The 15,354-nt window shown below is 31.3% G+C and carries 17 protein-coding genes and 1 pseudogene; 1 reads left to right on the top strand and 17 read right to left on the bottom strand.

Annotated elements, in window-relative coordinates; translation table 11 throughout:
* Window positions 1-42: 42 nt before the first annotated feature.
* The 14 genes from secF to KQI88_RS15445 form a co-directional block, all read right to left on the bottom strand.
* Window positions 43-912 carry a protein translocase subunit SecF gene (gene secF, locus KQI88_RS15510; protein ID WP_216418863.1) on the bottom strand — a complete coding sequence of 290 codons (870 nt, stop codon included), beginning with the start codon at window positions 910-912 and terminating at the stop codon, window positions 43-45.
* Between the two features lie 14 nt (window positions 913-926).
* Window positions 927-2,180: a protein translocase subunit SecD gene (gene secD, locus KQI88_RS15505; RefSeq protein WP_216418860.1), complete on the bottom strand. Its 1,254-nt coding sequence runs from the start codon at window positions 2,178-2,180 to the stop codon at window positions 927-929.
* 171 nt (window positions 2,181-2,351) lie between these two features.
* Window positions 2,352-2,864: a gamma carbonic anhydrase family protein gene (locus tag KQI88_RS15500; protein WP_216418858.1), complete on the bottom strand. Its 513-nt coding sequence runs from the start codon at window positions 2,862-2,864 to the stop codon at window positions 2,352-2,354.
* Between the two features lie 2 nt (window positions 2,865-2,866).
* The gene (gene scfB, locus KQI88_RS15495; RefSeq protein ID WP_216418856.1) at window positions 2,867-4,222 is read right to left on the bottom strand and encodes a thioether cross-link-forming SCIFF peptide maturase; all 1,356 of its coding nucleotides are present in this window, start codon (window positions 4,220-4,222) and stop codon (window positions 2,867-2,869) included.
* Between the two features lie 161 nt (window positions 4,223-4,383).
* Window positions 4,384-4,524, bottom strand: a complete 141-nt coding sequence (scfA, locus tag KQI88_RS15490; protein WP_216418854.1) for a six-cysteine ranthipeptide SCIFF — start codon at window positions 4,522-4,524, stop codon at window positions 4,384-4,386.
* Window positions 4,525-4,596: 72 nt separating this feature from the next.
* Window positions 4,597-4,995, bottom strand: coding sequence for a TIGR04086 family membrane protein (locus KQI88_RS15485; protein ID WP_216418853.1), 399 nt, complete (start codon window positions 4,993-4,995; stop codon window positions 4,597-4,599).
* Between the two features lie 157 nt (window positions 4,996-5,152).
* Window positions 5,153-5,431 (bottom strand): preprotein translocase subunit YajC, encoded by a 279-nt coding sequence (gene yajC, locus KQI88_RS15480; RefSeq protein WP_216418851.1) that lies wholly within the window; start codon window positions 5,429-5,431, stop codon window positions 5,153-5,155.
* A 182-nt stretch (window positions 5,432-5,613) separates the two neighbouring features.
* A complete protein-coding gene (tgt, locus tag KQI88_RS15475; RefSeq protein WP_216418849.1) occupies window positions 5,614-6,732 on the bottom strand; it encodes a tRNA guanosine(34) transglycosylase Tgt in 1,119 nt (372 codons plus the stop codon).
* An 18-nt stretch (window positions 6,733-6,750) separates the two neighbouring features.
* The gene (gene queA / locus KQI88_RS15470; protein ID WP_216418847.1) at window positions 6,751-7,776 is read right to left on the bottom strand and encodes a tRNA preQ1(34) S-adenosylmethionine ribosyltransferase-isomerase QueA; all 1,026 of its coding nucleotides are present in this window, start codon (window positions 7,774-7,776) and stop codon (window positions 6,751-6,753) included.
* A gap of 3 nt (window positions 7,777-7,779) precedes the next feature.
* On the bottom strand, window positions 7,780-9,453 hold the full coding sequence (locus KQI88_RS15465) for a SpoIID/LytB domain-containing protein (RefSeq protein WP_216418845.1): 1,674 nt from the start codon (window positions 9,451-9,453) through the stop codon (window positions 7,780-7,782).
* 183 nt (window positions 9,454-9,636) lie between these two features.
* Window positions 9,637-10,647 carry a Holliday junction branch migration DNA helicase RuvB gene (gene ruvB / locus KQI88_RS15460; RefSeq protein ID WP_246579335.1) on the bottom strand — a complete coding sequence of 337 codons (1,011 nt, stop codon included), beginning with the start codon at window positions 10,645-10,647 and terminating at the stop codon, window positions 9,637-9,639.
* A 20-nt stretch (window positions 10,648-10,667) separates the two neighbouring features.
* Window positions 10,668-11,252: a Holliday junction branch migration protein RuvA gene (ruvA, locus tag KQI88_RS15455; protein ID WP_216418843.1), complete on the bottom strand. Its 585-nt coding sequence runs from the start codon at window positions 11,250-11,252 to the stop codon at window positions 10,668-10,670.
* A gap of 17 nt (window positions 11,253-11,269) precedes the next feature.
* Window positions 11,270-11,764 (bottom strand): crossover junction endodeoxyribonuclease RuvC, encoded by a 495-nt coding sequence (gene ruvC / locus KQI88_RS15450; RefSeq protein WP_216418841.1) that lies wholly within the window; start codon window positions 11,762-11,764, stop codon window positions 11,270-11,272.
* Window positions 11,765-12,051: 287 nt separating this feature from the next.
* Window positions 12,052-12,693 carry a BofC C-terminal domain-containing protein gene (locus tag KQI88_RS15445; protein WP_216418840.1) on the bottom strand — a complete coding sequence of 214 codons (642 nt, stop codon included), beginning with the start codon at window positions 12,691-12,693 and terminating at the stop codon, window positions 12,052-12,054.
* 160 nt (window positions 12,694-12,853) lie between these two features.
* On the opposite strand from KQI88_RS15445, the gene KQI88_RS15440 reads away from it, so the two are divergent.
* Window positions 12,854-13,060 (top strand): DUF378 domain-containing protein, encoded by a 207-nt coding sequence (locus tag KQI88_RS15440; RefSeq protein WP_216418838.1) that lies wholly within the window; start codon window positions 12,854-12,856, stop codon window positions 13,058-13,060.
* A 253-nt stretch (window positions 13,061-13,313) separates the two neighbouring features.
* On the opposite strand, the gene KQI88_RS15435 is transcribed toward KQI88_RS15440, so the two are convergent.
* The 3 genes and pseudogenes from KQI88_RS15435 to KQI88_RS15425 all read right to left on the bottom strand — a co-directional run.
* Window positions 13,314-13,901, bottom strand: a complete 588-nt coding sequence (locus KQI88_RS15435) for a DUF3841 domain-containing protein (protein WP_216418837.1) — start codon at window positions 13,899-13,901, stop codon at window positions 13,314-13,316.
* Window positions 13,877-14,434 (bottom strand): DUF3841 domain-containing protein, encoded by a 558-nt coding sequence (locus tag KQI88_RS15430; RefSeq protein WP_216418835.1) that lies wholly within the window; start codon window positions 14,432-14,434, stop codon window positions 13,877-13,879. The genes KQI88_RS15435 and KQI88_RS15430 overlap by 25 nt, the downstream gene beginning before the upstream one ends.
* Before the next feature lie 541 nt (window positions 14,435-14,975).
* A pseudogene (locus KQI88_RS15425) lies at window positions 14,976-15,206 on the bottom strand (tyrosine-type recombinase/integrase); the annotation flags it as partial.
* Between the last annotated feature and the right edge of the window lie 148 nt (window positions 15,207-15,354).

Here is a 15,354-nt window from a genome sequence, read left to right as displayed (position 1 = left end):
TTTATTAATATTATTACCACTCCCATATACATACTAAATTTATTAGATATGGTTTGCCCTTTGTCTTTGTTTAATCATAACCCATAATGGGCTTGCAATGAATACAGAGGAATAGGTTCCAGCTATAACACCTATTATTAGTGGCAGTGCAAATTCCCTAATTTGATCTACTCCTAAAATATATAGGGCTAAAATAGTAACTAGTGTTGTTAATGAAGTATTTATGGAACGAGTGATTGTTTGTGAAATACTATCATTAGCTACTTGTGTGTAGTCAGCCTTTTTCATAAATTTAAGGTTTTCTCTTATTCTATCAAATATAACAATTGTATCATTAATAGAATATCCTAGAATAGTTAAAATAGCAGCTACAAAAGGACTATTAACAGGTACTCGAAGTATAGAGTACATTGCTAATACAATTAAAACGTCATGAGTTAATGCTATAATAGCTGAAATAGCAAAGCTAAACTCAAATCTGATTGTAATATATATTAACATTCCAATAGAAGCGATAACCATTGAAAGTAGTGCCTTACCTTGAATTTCTTTTCCTACTGATGGTCCAAATTGATCTGCTCTTAAAAAGTCTTCTTCAGCTAAATTATATTTTTTCTTAAATTCTTCAAAAATCTCTGTACGCTTTTCAGTATCAAAGTCTTCGTTCATTCTAATCTGAACTGTTGTCTTTTCCTCTCCTAACATATTTATACTTGAGCTAGAGTCATATTTATCAATAATTTCTCTTATTTCTTCTGTAGCTACATATTTATGAAGTTCAATTTCCAATAAGGTTCCACCAGTAAAGTCAATTCCAAAATTTATTCCTCTTACAAGTCCTAAAACTAAACCTAATAACATAATTGCTCCGGAAATAGAAAACCATATTTTTCGTTTTTGTACAATATTCATAAGTCTCCCCCCTTTTACGCTCCGTAAAGTTTGCTATTTTTAGCTAGATTCATTCCTACAAATAATTTTAATAAGAATTTAGTAACTACAACAGCTGTAAACATACTTGCAACAATACCAATTATTAACATAACTGCAAATCCTCTAATAGGGCCTGTACCAAATTGATATAAAACAATTCCTGATATAAGAGTAGTAATATTAGAGTCTAGAATTGATGTAAATGCTCTCTTAAATCCTGAGTCTATTGCAGCTCTAACTGTTTTACCAGCTTTAATTTCCTCTTTAATCCTTTCAAAAATAATAACATTAGCATCTACTGCCATACCTACAGAAAGAATTAAAGCAGCAATACTAGGTAATGTAAAGGTTGCTTTTAAAGTTATCATTGTTCCTATTACAAGTAATATATATGTGGACAATGCAATACCTGCAACTAAACCAGGTATTCTATAATAAATAAGCATGAAAAGAAATACAAGTATAATACCTACTTTAGCTGCCTGTAAGCTTCTGTTTAAGGCATTTTCACCTAGAGTAGCAGTAATTGTTGATGTTTGTACTTCCTCTAAGTCTACAGGTAAAGCTCCTGCCCTAATTAAAGCAGCTAAATTAGACGCTGTTTCTATTGTAAATCCACCAGAAATAGATGCATGTCCATCTGGAATTTTGCTGTTAACTACTGGACTTGAAATTACTTCATCGTCTAATATAATATAAATTATTTTATCCATACTATTTTGTAGCTCAGCTAATCTACCAGTTGCCTCAGCAAACTTTTTAGCTCCCTCGCTATCGAATTCTAAGCTTACATGTGGTGAATTTCCTTCTCCCAGGGTTGCTTGAGCTCTAACTACATTACTACCTGTAACCACAACTTCATCATCAGCAGTAACAAATTTCAGCTGTGCTGTTTTACCAATCATGTCTATAGCTTCTTGAGCATTTTTTGCTCCTGGTAATTCAACACGAATTCTCTTTTCACCTTCTCGAATAATCAATGGTTCTGTAAGTCCCATACTATCTACACGTCTACTAAATACTTCTATAACCTGCTCTATTAACTCGTCTAATTCTCTACCAGTTTTATCTGTTTGAGCTTCATAAAGAACATAAACTCCACCTTTTAAATCAAGTCCTTGTCGAACCGAATCCTTTACAGGCTTTATTTTATAGTTGCCAATTTCTAGCCCATTGAAAGCTGTAAATATTGCTAATCCTAAAATAGCAATAATAATTATAAATATAATACCACTCTTTGCTTTCATATTATCCACTTCCTCTCTATATATAACATAATCAGTTTAATTATATACACATGATAAATAATCGTCAATAAAACCATCCAATATTGCATAAAGTTCCAATAGCATAAAATTTAATTCCGATGGAGCTTACACCCCACCGGATGATATATCTATTTAATACCTTAGGTATTATTATTTTTCATTATTCATATGGTCCTTGGCTGTATCTATATAATGTCTAGCGGAATCCCTTAACCCTTCCTTTTCTTGTTCTGTTAGTTCTCTAATTACCTTTGCAGGCGAACCTAGGGCTAATACTCCAGAAGGTATTTTCTTTCCTTGAGCAACAAGGGCACCAGCACCAATAATTGTTTCATCACCAATTTCTGCACCATTTAATATAATAGCGCCCATTCCAATTAGACAATCATTCCCAACTGTACAAGCATGAACAATTGCATTATGACCTACAGTAACATTATCACCAATGATAGTTGGAAATTCTATACTGTTATGAATAACAGAGTTGTCTTGAATATTGGTATTTTCTCCAATCTTTACATAATTCTCATCTGCTCGTATAACTACATTGTACCAAATACTAGAATTTGCTGCTATAGTTACCTCTCCAACTATATTTGCTGTTTCTGCAATAAAACAACTATTATCGATAGCAGGTTTTTTACCTTTGATTGACTTAATCACTATTAATCCTCCTCTGCTAATTTTGCTTGAATTGTTAAGGCACACTCAATTCTCTTCTTCTCCATTTCACATCCAATATCATAAGGCTCATAAATATTTTTGTTGAAATTATAAGCATTAGCATGACATCCACCACTGCAATAAAACTTCGCCCAACACTCACCACATTTATTTTTATTATAAATATGAGCATTGCTAAATTCGTTGTATAAAGAAGTATTAAGTGTTTCTTCCATGATATTCCCAATTTTAAAATCTTCATTACCAACAAATTGATGGCATGGGTAAATCTCTCCTTCAGGAGTAATAGCTAAATATTCAGCACCAGCACCACATCCAGAAACCCGTTTAATTACACATGGCCCCTGATTTAAGTCTATCATAAAGTGGAAAAAATCAAATCCTTTTCCTTCTTTAATTCTTTTAACATATTCTCTAGCTAAGGCTTCATATTGCTCAAATACAGTTGATAAGTCTTCTTCTTTAATAGCGTAGTCATGATGTGACTCAGCTACTACTGGTTCCATAGACGTACTTTTAAATCCTAAATCTGCAAGATGCAACACGTCTTTTGCAAAATCTAAGTTTTCTCTAGTAAAAGTTCCCCTAACATAATAATTACGGTGTTCTCTCATCTCTACCATTTTTAAAAACTTAGGCACTATTATATCATATGTACCTTGTCCATTAATAGAATATCTCATAGTATCATTAACTTCTTTGCGTCCATCAATACTAAGAACCACGTTGTACATATTTTCATTAATATATTTCATATTTTCTTCATTAAGAAGCACACCATTAGTGGTCATAGTAAACCTAATATTTTTATTATGTTTTTTCTCTTGCTCTCTTCCATAATCAACAATTTCTTTAACGGTTTCAAAGTTCATTAATGGCTCGCCACCAAAGAAGTCTACTTCTAAATTATGACGACTTCCAGAATTTTTAAGCAAAAAGTCTATAGATTTTTTACCAATCTCAGCGCTCATTAAGCTTCTATCTCCTTTAAAATCTCCTTGAGACGCAAAGCAATATTTACACCGTATATTGCAATCATGAGCTATATGTAGACATAAAGCTTTAACAATAGGCTTTTTGTTCTTAAAGCCTTCATGATTAAAGTAACGATCGTCTGCAAATAAAAGTCCTTCTTCCTTTATAGAGTCTAACTCTTTAATAGCTTCTCTTATCTCTATGCTAGAATATTTGTCATTAAGCAATTCTACAATGTCTTCTGTTTCTTTATTTGAATAAAAATCTAAAACATCATAGGCTAACTTGTCAATAACATGAACAGCTCCGCTATTAACATCCATCACCATATAGGTATTATCTTGATAAAATTTATGAATCATTATATAAAGCTCCTTTCATTAAGCCACTTAAGTAATAAACAATAAGCATAAACTCATTGTATAAAATATAATAGAAACATTCAAGAAAAAAGTCGTATAATATTATCCTACTTAAAGAAAAAACAGCAGTGAATTTACACTGCTGCTTAACCTTTATGTAATTATCTGTTTTCACACTCTTGGTTAGCTACTGTACAAGAAGTTTTGCAAGCTGATTGGCAAGAAGTCTGACACTCGCCACATCCTCCCTTAATAGCACTTTTTACAAGAGTTGCGCCGCTCAATGTTTTAATATGTTTCATATGAAAGCTCCTTTCCTATAAAATCCTAGTACTATTGCATTATACCATAAAGAAAAAGGGAAAAAAAGCTTATTATTTAATGTTTACCCCTAGTATGCCCCCTATTATTCCTGCCCCCATGCTTAATCCAATTTTATATAAAGCAATCCTGTCAACTGAATAATTGGCTATAAATATTTTACTTAAACCAATTAATATTAAAATAAAAACTAATCCTATAATTCCACCATGGAGCCAACCTTTGTTTCTCAAATTTACAGAAGCATAAATCGCCGCAAAAACAATACCAACTATCATAATAATAGACGTAATTAACGGAATAATATTTTCTCCTATACTTGTATATGTTATTAGCACTGCTACTATAAGAAAAAGCAATAGCGATATTATATATCCCCTAATCAGTCCACGTCCATAGATTTTTATATTAAGAGGTCCTGCCTTTACTGTAGTTTTTTTTCCACCCTTCATCGTAACACCTCCAGCATTCTTTTATTTAACTCTATGGTTAACAATTCTAGAACTCTATCTGAGATTAGTCTTAGTTTATACATATGCCTCTTAATATAAAAATTATTACTAATTTCATTCTTATAAAACAAAAAAGCAGCATAGCTGCTTTTTTATTTTATAAACTTTTATCCTGTGAAACTACAGTTCCGATGGACCATTTGGCCATTGTTAGCTTTAATTTATCTGATCCAACTTCAATAGTAATAACATCATCTTTTATTTTGATAACCTTACCATGAATACCACCGATAGTTATTATTTGCTCCCCAACCTTTAGATTGTTTCTCATTTCTTTAATTTTTTTATCCTTTTTTTGCTGTGGTCTTATTAATAAAAAATAAAAAACTACAAATACACCTAATGGTAATATTAAACTTGCAATCTGTGCTGGCATACGCATATTCCCCCCTTTACAATGTTATAATCTATTATCTTACATAAATAAATTCAACAAATAAAGCAAATTTCCTTTAAAAACAAATAAAATTAATTTGTGTGTAGAAAAATTCTAAAAAACTTTTAATAAATTAGTATGCTAATGTGTTAAAATTTATTATATTTATAACTAATTAACACCTATAATTCATATCCATATTTTTGAAAAAAATCTTTTCTATAATCTAATAGTCGATCTTCTCTAATAGCTTGTCTTATTTCTTCCATTAATTTTAAAAGGAAATATAAATTATGGTTTGTAAGCAGTCTTAATCCTAAAATTTCATTTGCCTTAAATAAATGACGTAAATAGGCTCTTGAATAATTTTTACATGTGTAGCAATCACACTCAGGATCTAAAGGCTCAAAGCTTTCTGTGTGACTAGCATTTTTAATTACAACCTTACCTCTGCTAGTCATTGCAGTGCCATTTCTACCAATTCTTGAAGGCAACACACAGTCAAACATGTCTATTCCCCTAATTACACCTTCTATTAAATCGTCTGGACTTCCTACACCCATTAAATATCTTGGTTTATCCTTCGGCATTAGTGGTGTCGTGTACTCTAGTACCTCATACATTAAGTGTTTAGGTTCACCTACACTTAGTCCACCTACTGAATATCCTGGAAAATCTAAACCTATTATCTCCTCAGCACTTTGTCTTCTTAGATCCTCATACATACCTCCTTGAATAATTCCAAATAAAGCTTGTTTTTCAGTATTTTTATGAGCATCCTTACACCTTTTTGCCCATCTTGTAGTTCTTTCAAGTGAGTTTTTAACGTATTCATAATCAGCTGGATATGGAGCACACTCATCAAATGCCATCATAATATCAGAACCTAGAGAGTTTTGTATTTCAACAGCCTTCTCTGGACTAATAAAATGCTTCGATCCATCTAAATGAGATCTAAATTCTACTCCTTCTTCACTTATTTTTCTGAGCGGACCTAAACTAAATACTTGGAATCCTCCACTATCAGTTAAAATTGGTCCGTCCCAATTCATAAATTTATGTAATCCACCTGCTTTTTCAATTAATTTGTGTCCTGGTCTTAAATATAAATGATATGTATTACTTAAAATTATTTGTGAATTAATCTCTTTCAGTTCCTCTGGTGTCATTGTCTTAACCGTTGCCTGTGTCCCCACGGGCATAAAAATAGGTGTTTCTATTATACCATGTGGTGTATGTAGTCTGCCTAACCTTGCTCCACTTTGTTTACATGTCTTGATTAGCTCATACTTAATTGCCATTTTAAATCTTCACCATCCTTATTTTATGAACATAGCATCTCCAAAACTAAAAAATCTATATCTTTCTTTTACTGCGGTCTCATAGGCATTTAAGGTTCTATCCTGACCTGCTAAAGCACTAACCAGCATAATTAATGTTGATTCTGGTAAATGAAAATTAGTAATTAAATTATCTACTATTTTAAAACTATATCCGGGATAAATAAAAATATCTGTCCATCCACTACTAGGCTTTATTTGTCCATATGTATCCGCTACTGACTCTAAAGTTCTACAACTAGTAGTGCCCACAGTAACTACTTTATTTCCTTGTTTTTTAGCATTATTAATAATACTAGCAGTTTTATCATCTAGAATATAAAATTCCGAGTGCATCTTATGTTCTTCTATTTTTTCTACCTTTACAGGTCGAAATGTGCCTAAGCCAACATGCAAAGTAATATATACAACTTTTATTCCTTTATTTTCTATTTTTTGTAATAACTCCTTAGTAAAGTGTAAACCAGCTGTAGGTGCAGCTGCAGAACCCTGATTTTTAGAGTATACTGTTTGGTATCGTTCCTTATCCTCCAGCGTTTCTGTAATATATGGTGGTAATGGCATTTGCCCTAGTCTATCTAATATTTCTTCAAATACACCTTCATATTCAAACTTTATAATTCTAGAGCCTTCTTCTCCCATACCTACAACTTCTGTATGCAGTAGTCCATCACCGAAAACAAATCTACTACCAATCTTTGCTTTTTTTCCTGGCTTGACTAATGCTTCCCACGTGTCTAATTCTATTCTTTTTAATAATAGAAATTCTATTTTTCCCCCAGTTACCTCTTTTTCACCGATCAATCTTGCAGGTAATACTCTAGTGTCATTTAATACTAAACAATCTCCAGGGTTTAAAAATTCTACAATATCATAAAAATGCTTATGTTCAATTTCTCCAGTCTCCCTATCCAAAACCATCAATCTTGAATTATCTCGATTTTCCAAAGGTGTTTGTGCAATTAGTTCCTCTGGTAAGTAAAAATCAAAGTCTTTTGTTTCCATTTTTTATTCCACCTTTACACCTGTATAATAATGGGTTAGTATTTCATCGTATTTATAGTTTAATTCAGCCATTTTCTTTGCTCCATACTGGCTCATGCCTAAACCATGTCCAAATCCCTTTCCGTACAGTACAAAAGTATCCGAAATATTTTCAATTACTTCTTCGTCTATACTCCTATACTCCTTTCCGTTAAATATAGAGCTTCTTTGTGGATTGTTGATTTCATATATTCCATCAGCGGTAATTACATGTTTACTCGTTAAGTTAATGGATTCCTCTTTAGATGTAGTTCCATTTATAACCATCAATTGAGATTCATTGTTAGTGCTATTATTAGAGTTAATAGAAAACCAACTACTTTTTAAACCCAGAACAGTTCTACTTTTTTGTTTTTCCATAATCTCTTGTCCATCTGTTCCATATACAACTAAAGATAAAACTCTTCCATTATCAGAAATAGAAGTAATCTTCATATCTAAAATATCTCCTATGAATATATTATGGTTAGCTAAACGGTTTTTTATTTCGTCTTTTGTAAATGATACAGACCAAGTACTATTTGGTGCATCTAAAGAGAATTTATCCTCCACTCCTCTAATATAAGAAAGTTGACTTGACCAAATATTTTCGCTATCTTCAGTATGACCACCACTATTAGAATGATAATAAGGCTCTACTAATGTACCATTATAAGTTATAACCTTAGATCTAGTTTCGTCTACTGCCATATTTGTATTAGGATGTTCTCCAGTATAACCCTTATATACCTGAGAATTTGTAGTGGAACATAAATTAAAATCAAATTGTTTATATTTATTAAAATTAGTAAGGGCAAATCCTCTTGCTGCTACAGCTTGGGCCTTTAAAGCTTCTATTGGCCATGATGCTGGCATTTCTCCTGGCACAACTCCATACAAATACTCCTCCAAAGGCAGTTTGTTGATTATTGTCATATCACTATTTGACAACCTTTTTGCAGTAATAGCTCCCCTATAGTTATTACCCTCCACATTTACTATAGGTGTATTACCTCTATAATCTTTACCAGTAAAATAAAGTTCATCTGATGAATCATACATAAATATAGTATTTCCTTTTTCATTAATAACTTGGACCCTAGTAGTAGATGGTTGTATTACTTTAGTCTCGTAGCCATAGTTTGCATTTATTTTGTTTGCTTCTTCATTAGCGCTTGATTCAGTTAAATATAAACCTGAAAAAACCTTCCATTCTTTTTCATAAGATAAGTAACTATTTACACTTCCTATATTAAGTGAATTTAAAAAATTATAGGCTTCTGAGTAACTTGTAAAACTTTGTCCAACTTGAATATGGTAAGGACCTTCTATATTTGATATATTAACTTGTTCATTTATAGCTCCCGTATACTCCGTAAAGCTAAGCCCTTGTCCTATATAGAATTTATCTTTTCTTAATAAAATTTTATTTTCATCTAAATCAAATAAGTTAATGAATTCATCCTGCTGAAAAACTCCTACTTTAAAGCTAGATTGACTTTCTAATAATAAGGTTGATTTTGCTGTCTTATCGAAAAAGAGCCCAATTTTTATATTGTAAGGTATTGTGGACTTATCATAAGAAAACGTATGAGGCACATTCATAAGAACAATTAGTGCAATAAGCATTGGAACTATAATAATTTTTATCCTTCTCATTAAATAATCCTCCTAGGTAAAATAGAATAACTTTATAATTCGACAAAATCTCTTTAAACCCTTTATATTTTTTAATGTAATGAATTTGTAAAATAAACACTAATACACTCAGAAAAAAATAAGACCTCCTATAGAAGCCTTATTTCAAAGCCCATTATTAGATTCTTTTAGTACATACTATTGTTATTCTTTAAAAGGGATATTAAAATGTTCGTATGCCTTTTTCATTACTACTCTACCCCTTGGTGTACGATTAATAAATCCTATTTGTAATAAGTAAGGCTCATAAACATCTTCTATTGTATTTCTTTCTTCTCCTGTTGAAGCAGCTAGGGTATCTAGGCCTACTGGTCCTCCTCCAAAGTTATTAATCATAACTTCAATCATCTTTTTATCAGTACTATCTAAACCTAAAAAGTCAATTTCAAGTAGAGCTAATGCATCTTGTGCAATATCCAAAGTAATACGTCCATCTCCTCTAACCTGAGCAAAATCTCTAACCCTTTTTAAAAGTCTATTAGCTATACGAGGAGTGCCCCTTGACCTTGAAGCAATTTCTGCCGCTCCATCATCATCTATATAAACATTTAAAATATAAGCTGATCGTTTTACAATCTCCTTTAGCTCTTTAATATCATATAATTCCAATTTGGCTATTACCCCAAATCTATCTCTTAGTGGAGAAGTTAACAATCCAGCCCTTGTAGTAGCTCCTATTAAGGTGAACTTAGATAAATCTAGTCTTATAGATCTCGCACTTGGCCCCTTACCTATAATAATATCTAGCGCAAAATCCTCCATTGCAGGGTACAGTATTTCTTCAACTGTTCTATTAATCCTATGGATTTCATCTATAAACAAAACATCATTTTCTGATAGATTTGTTAATATAGCAGCCAAATCACCAGGTCTTTCTATTGCTGGACCAGATGTAATCCTAATATTTACATTCATCTCATTAGCTATAATGTTGGATAATGTAGTCTTACCTAAACCAGGAGGCCCATATAGTAGAACATGGTCTAAAGCTTCTTTTCTGTGTTGTGCAGCCTCTATAAATATTTTTAATTTTTCTTTTACTTTGTCTTGTCCAATATAATCATTTAAAAACCTAGGACGTAATCCACCTTCAATTTCTTGATCCTCAGGTTTTACTTTATTTGACACGATCCTCTCTTCAAACTCGGATATCATGTTCACTCCCTCCTCTTAATCTATTTCATTAACCATCTAAGTGCATTTTTTATAATTTCCTCTGTTGCATAACTTGTATCCTTAACAGCCTGAACTGCCTTTTCTCCTTCTATTTTAGTATATCCTAAGGCAATAAGAGCCTGAACTGCTTCATTGTCATCCTTATTATCATCATTAAACAAGGTATAATCGTAATCCACATTTGTCTTATCGATTTTATCCTTTAACTCTAAGACAATTCGCTCTGCGGTTTTCTTTCCTACTCCTGGTGATTTAGCTATTGAAGCAATATCATTACTTAATATGTAAGCTCCCAATTTACCGGGCGTGTAGGTAGATAGTATTCCACTAGCAACTTTTGGACCTATTTTAGAAACAGAAGTTAGTTTCTGAAACATTGATAGCTCATCAGTAGAAGTAAAACCATACAAGCTTAACTCATCTTCTCGGACTACTAAATGTGTATAAACAATAGTCTGATCACCCCTTTTAACTTTAGAGGCACTATTTGTAGTACTATTAATTCTATATCCGATCCCATTAACCTCGATTATTATTTTATCTAAAATAATATCAACAACTATTCCCTTCAAATATTCAAACATACATATTCCTCCAAAACTTATTTGATTTTGAACATATCTTTGAAATTTCCTGAATGGGCATGACATATCGCTACTGCTAGAGCGTCAGCAACATCGTCGGGCTTAGGTACAGTAGAAAGATTTAGCAATGTCTTAACCATTTGCTGCACCTGCCCTTTGTCTGCCCTGCCATAACCAACTACCCCCTGCTTAACCTGCAAAGGAGTATATTCAAATATTTCTTTATCATTATTAGCAGCAGATAGCACGGCTACACCTCTCGCGTGACCTACTAACAATGCAGTTTTAACATTAGTATTAAAAAACAATTCTTCAATTGCTACAGCATCTGGATTATGTTTAATCATAATTTTATTTAAATCCTCATAAATTTTTTTAAGTCTTATAGGTGTAGGCATTGTGCTAGGTGTTGTAATAGCTCCATAATCTATAGGTCGAAATCGATTCCCCTCATAGTGTATTATACCATATCCCATTATTGCAAGTCCTGGATCAATTCCTAATATAATCATTTCTAATCCTCCACTACCCTTTGCTTTATATTTAGAGTTTCTATTAAATTTGCTATTTTTTAGTTTAGCATATTCTCCTTCAAAAGGCCAATTTAAAAAGTCATCTAATGCTATAGCATCGACTCCTGTCCCACTTAAAATTTATTATAAACTTTCAAGTGCTCAAAATATTATTAACTTACTACTTCTTCAAAAACTCTTAGTAATTAAACGACTCATATATTTTTAGGTAATTTAAAAAGCAGCTATCTATTTTTCAGATAACTGCTTATTGGATATTTAAAATATTAACTACTATAATCCTCTAATAACTGATTAACATCTTCCATAGTTTCTACAAGAATACCTCTCTGTAACTTTTCTTGATCAACAGTTGGAAGAAGGTTTATAGGAATCTCTGTCTGATCTACTAAACTTTTTATTCCATCTTCATCATACTTATATATGGCTATATAGCCTTTGTTTACAGAAATTACATAGTGATTTGGACAAATTCTATTTTCTCGCTTAATTATAATAATCTCATTTTTAGAGAAGCTTTCTATCTCCCAATTTGGATGATTTTGCTTTAAGTATTCTTCGAATCCATTTTTATTTAATCCTATTAATTCTAAAGAAGGCTGCTCTTTTTTTTCTATAACGTCTTGGCATTGTGTATATAATATTTTATATACTAATTTAGTTTCCTTACTAATCGTATTTCCATGTTTTGTAACTGTCATTTCATTATCTTTATTAATATTGTATAAACTATCTTCTTGAGATTTAATTAAGGCATTTAATAATTCTTGTTCCTTTTGTCTCTCAAGCTTTTCTTGTGATATTTGGCTCGAATATCTATAGTATCCAACTGCAAATCCAATTGAACTAAAAACTAAGGCTAATGTTAAAATCGAAAGTATTAGTGGCCATATTTTTTTTCTTCTCATTTAAAAAACCTCCTAACTTATCTAGGAGATTATTCTAACCATTTTTTTGGAACTTATACTTCTTAAGAATTTTGAAAAAGCTTAGATAACAAAGGTATTATTACTAAAAAATAGTCAATACTAATACGGAAGTTAATCTTAAATTAGGAGTGGTATTATTATGGATAGACTGGCTTTATTGCTTGTTATTATCGGTGCAATAAATTGGGGTTTAATTGGATTCTTCCAATTTGACTTAGTTGCATCATTATTTGGAGGACAAGATGCCCTAGTTAGTAGAATTATCTACTCTTTGGTTGGGCTAGCAGGTGTTTATTGTATTAGTCTACTCTTTAGAGAAAGAGATAGAGATACTACTAGAGAATAAACAAAAAACAAAGAATGATAAAAATCATACTTTGTTCAGAATGTAGATAAAGAGCTTCTTGATTTTTGGATTATCAAGAAGCTCTTTGGTTTTTAAAGATATTTTTGTATAAAACACAAAATTGGTGGAAACAAGCTAAAAAACAAATAGTTTTAACCATCTCTAAATAGCCCATTCGCAAGTTTTTTCAAATTCATATAAAGTCATGCTCATATTTCAGTCTTTCTTACTTTCTATTAATGACTATACGATATCAATTAATAATGTTATTTATCCATTCGTATCTTATCTGCCATAATGCGGCTTGAACACTTTGTACACAAGAGAAATTACCATTTTTAATTTGATTATGATAGAAAAATAAGTGTGACCAGCTATCCATAACTTGCTTTTTTAATTCTGGATAAAAATTTGTCAATATTAGGTCGCTATCATGCTTTATTCCATATTCGTTTAGTAGAGAACGGAAGTTTTTTTCTTCATTCTCACTTTCTCCTATATATTGTAATTTCAAAATTTTATTCCAGTCATACATGTTGAAAAATACAACTTCATTAATCGGTACATACAATTCTAATATACTACTATCGGAAAATTTTTCTAAGTTTTTCATGTCCGTAAAGGCCCAATATGGAAATTCTGCTTTATCTGGCCTAGGTACAATTTTATCTGCTTCTTTTGAGAACCAGCTATATGCTGCAACAAAAATTGGCGCGCTTTCCTCGTATTTACTTATAATAAAATCTTTTTTAGAAAAACAAGTACCATTTTTTTCTATGATTTTAATAAGCAAATTAGTTTGTACTGAGTATAGCTTTACCGTATTACATTTACTATCCATTCCCTTTTCAACTCCCATATTGTTCCATACTTTTCTTCATTGTTTATTATTATTGAATCATCAAATAATCGTTCCCAGCTTGTGATAATTTCACGCTTTATTATAGGATAAAACTGTGACATATAAGCCTGTGTATCTGTCGTACCGTATTCATTTAGAAGTTGCTTGTGTCTCTTCGCATCCTCATTATTATATGGAATATATGAATAGTTTAAAATCATACCCCATTTATCAATATTTACAGGCATTATCAGTTCAGGTTCAAGTTCTATCTCCATTATAACAGTATCTTTACTTTGTAACATAGTAGCCTCCTGTGATAGAGATACCCATATTGGATACTCTACATCTACAGGCTTACTATAGAAATCCGAAGCTCTTCGTACATACCAATCGTATACCTCTAAAACTAAATCTGTATGTTCCTGAAGTTCTTTAACTATATACTCTTTTTTTGCAATATATCGCTCTTTAATTTGTAACTCATTAAGCACATTAACATGCTGCTTTGTCCAGACGACAATTTTTGCCATATTAAACCTTCACCTTCTTTCACGTTTACTTACACAAGTACATTAACTAAAAACTTTAACTCTATTACCTTCTTAAAGTTGATAAGAAACAAATATTTTTGTATGTAGATAACAAACTTTTACAGTTGTTTTGTAAACATAATTCCGTCACAATAACTTCCATCTTTTTATTATAAAAAAACAGTTTATTTGCTAACAGCCAACCCCTTAAAATACACACAGCATATATGAAATACTTTGTGTATCTGCATCTCCAACTATAAAAATATGGCACATAAATATTTCATATGTATCACCAGGGTAGTTATATATGGAATATCAGTAGTTGGTATAACTGTCTATTATATAAATTTTCTAAGTTATTTTGATATTTATATTCTAGCACTGTTAATATTTCTTAGCTACACTTAAAATCATTTATCAATTAACATTTGCTTAGTTAGAAGTTGTTTGTCGACACTCTGAAGAAGTAGTTAATTCCACTTCTTAATTATTATTATTTATAACACCAATTTAGAATAAATCTTATATGCTGTAAACATTATCTGTTGTCATTGCTGCTAAAATATTTATAATTTATAGTATTTTTATTCTCGTCATCTTCTTCTATCAACACAACAACATCAATATCATCTTTGTTCAATATTATGCCATCTTTATTTAAAAACATGTACTGTCTAGTTGTCGTAATATTTTTATGCCCCATCATTCCTTGAAGGGTAAAAATATCTACTCTCTTTTTAACCATTTCAGTGGCAAAATTATGTGGTAAAACATGAGGAGTACATCATTCGGGAAATGATTGTTTTTCACAGTGGTTTCAATCTTATTCCTTCCCTTCATAGAAATAGACATTTTTCAATACCTCCATAATTATAGTCTCCATCCATTAGAGGCTGTAGAGGAAGCCAATGCAGCTA

The sequence above is a fragment of the Alkaliphilus flagellatus genome (genome assembly GCF_018919215.1).
GTDB classification, from domain to species: Bacteria; Bacillota; Clostridia; order Peptostreptococcales; family Natronincolaceae; genus Alkaliphilus_B; species Alkaliphilus_B flagellatus.
Note: the sequence above shows the minus strand (reverse complement) of the source record. Positions and strands in the feature narration are given on the sequence as shown.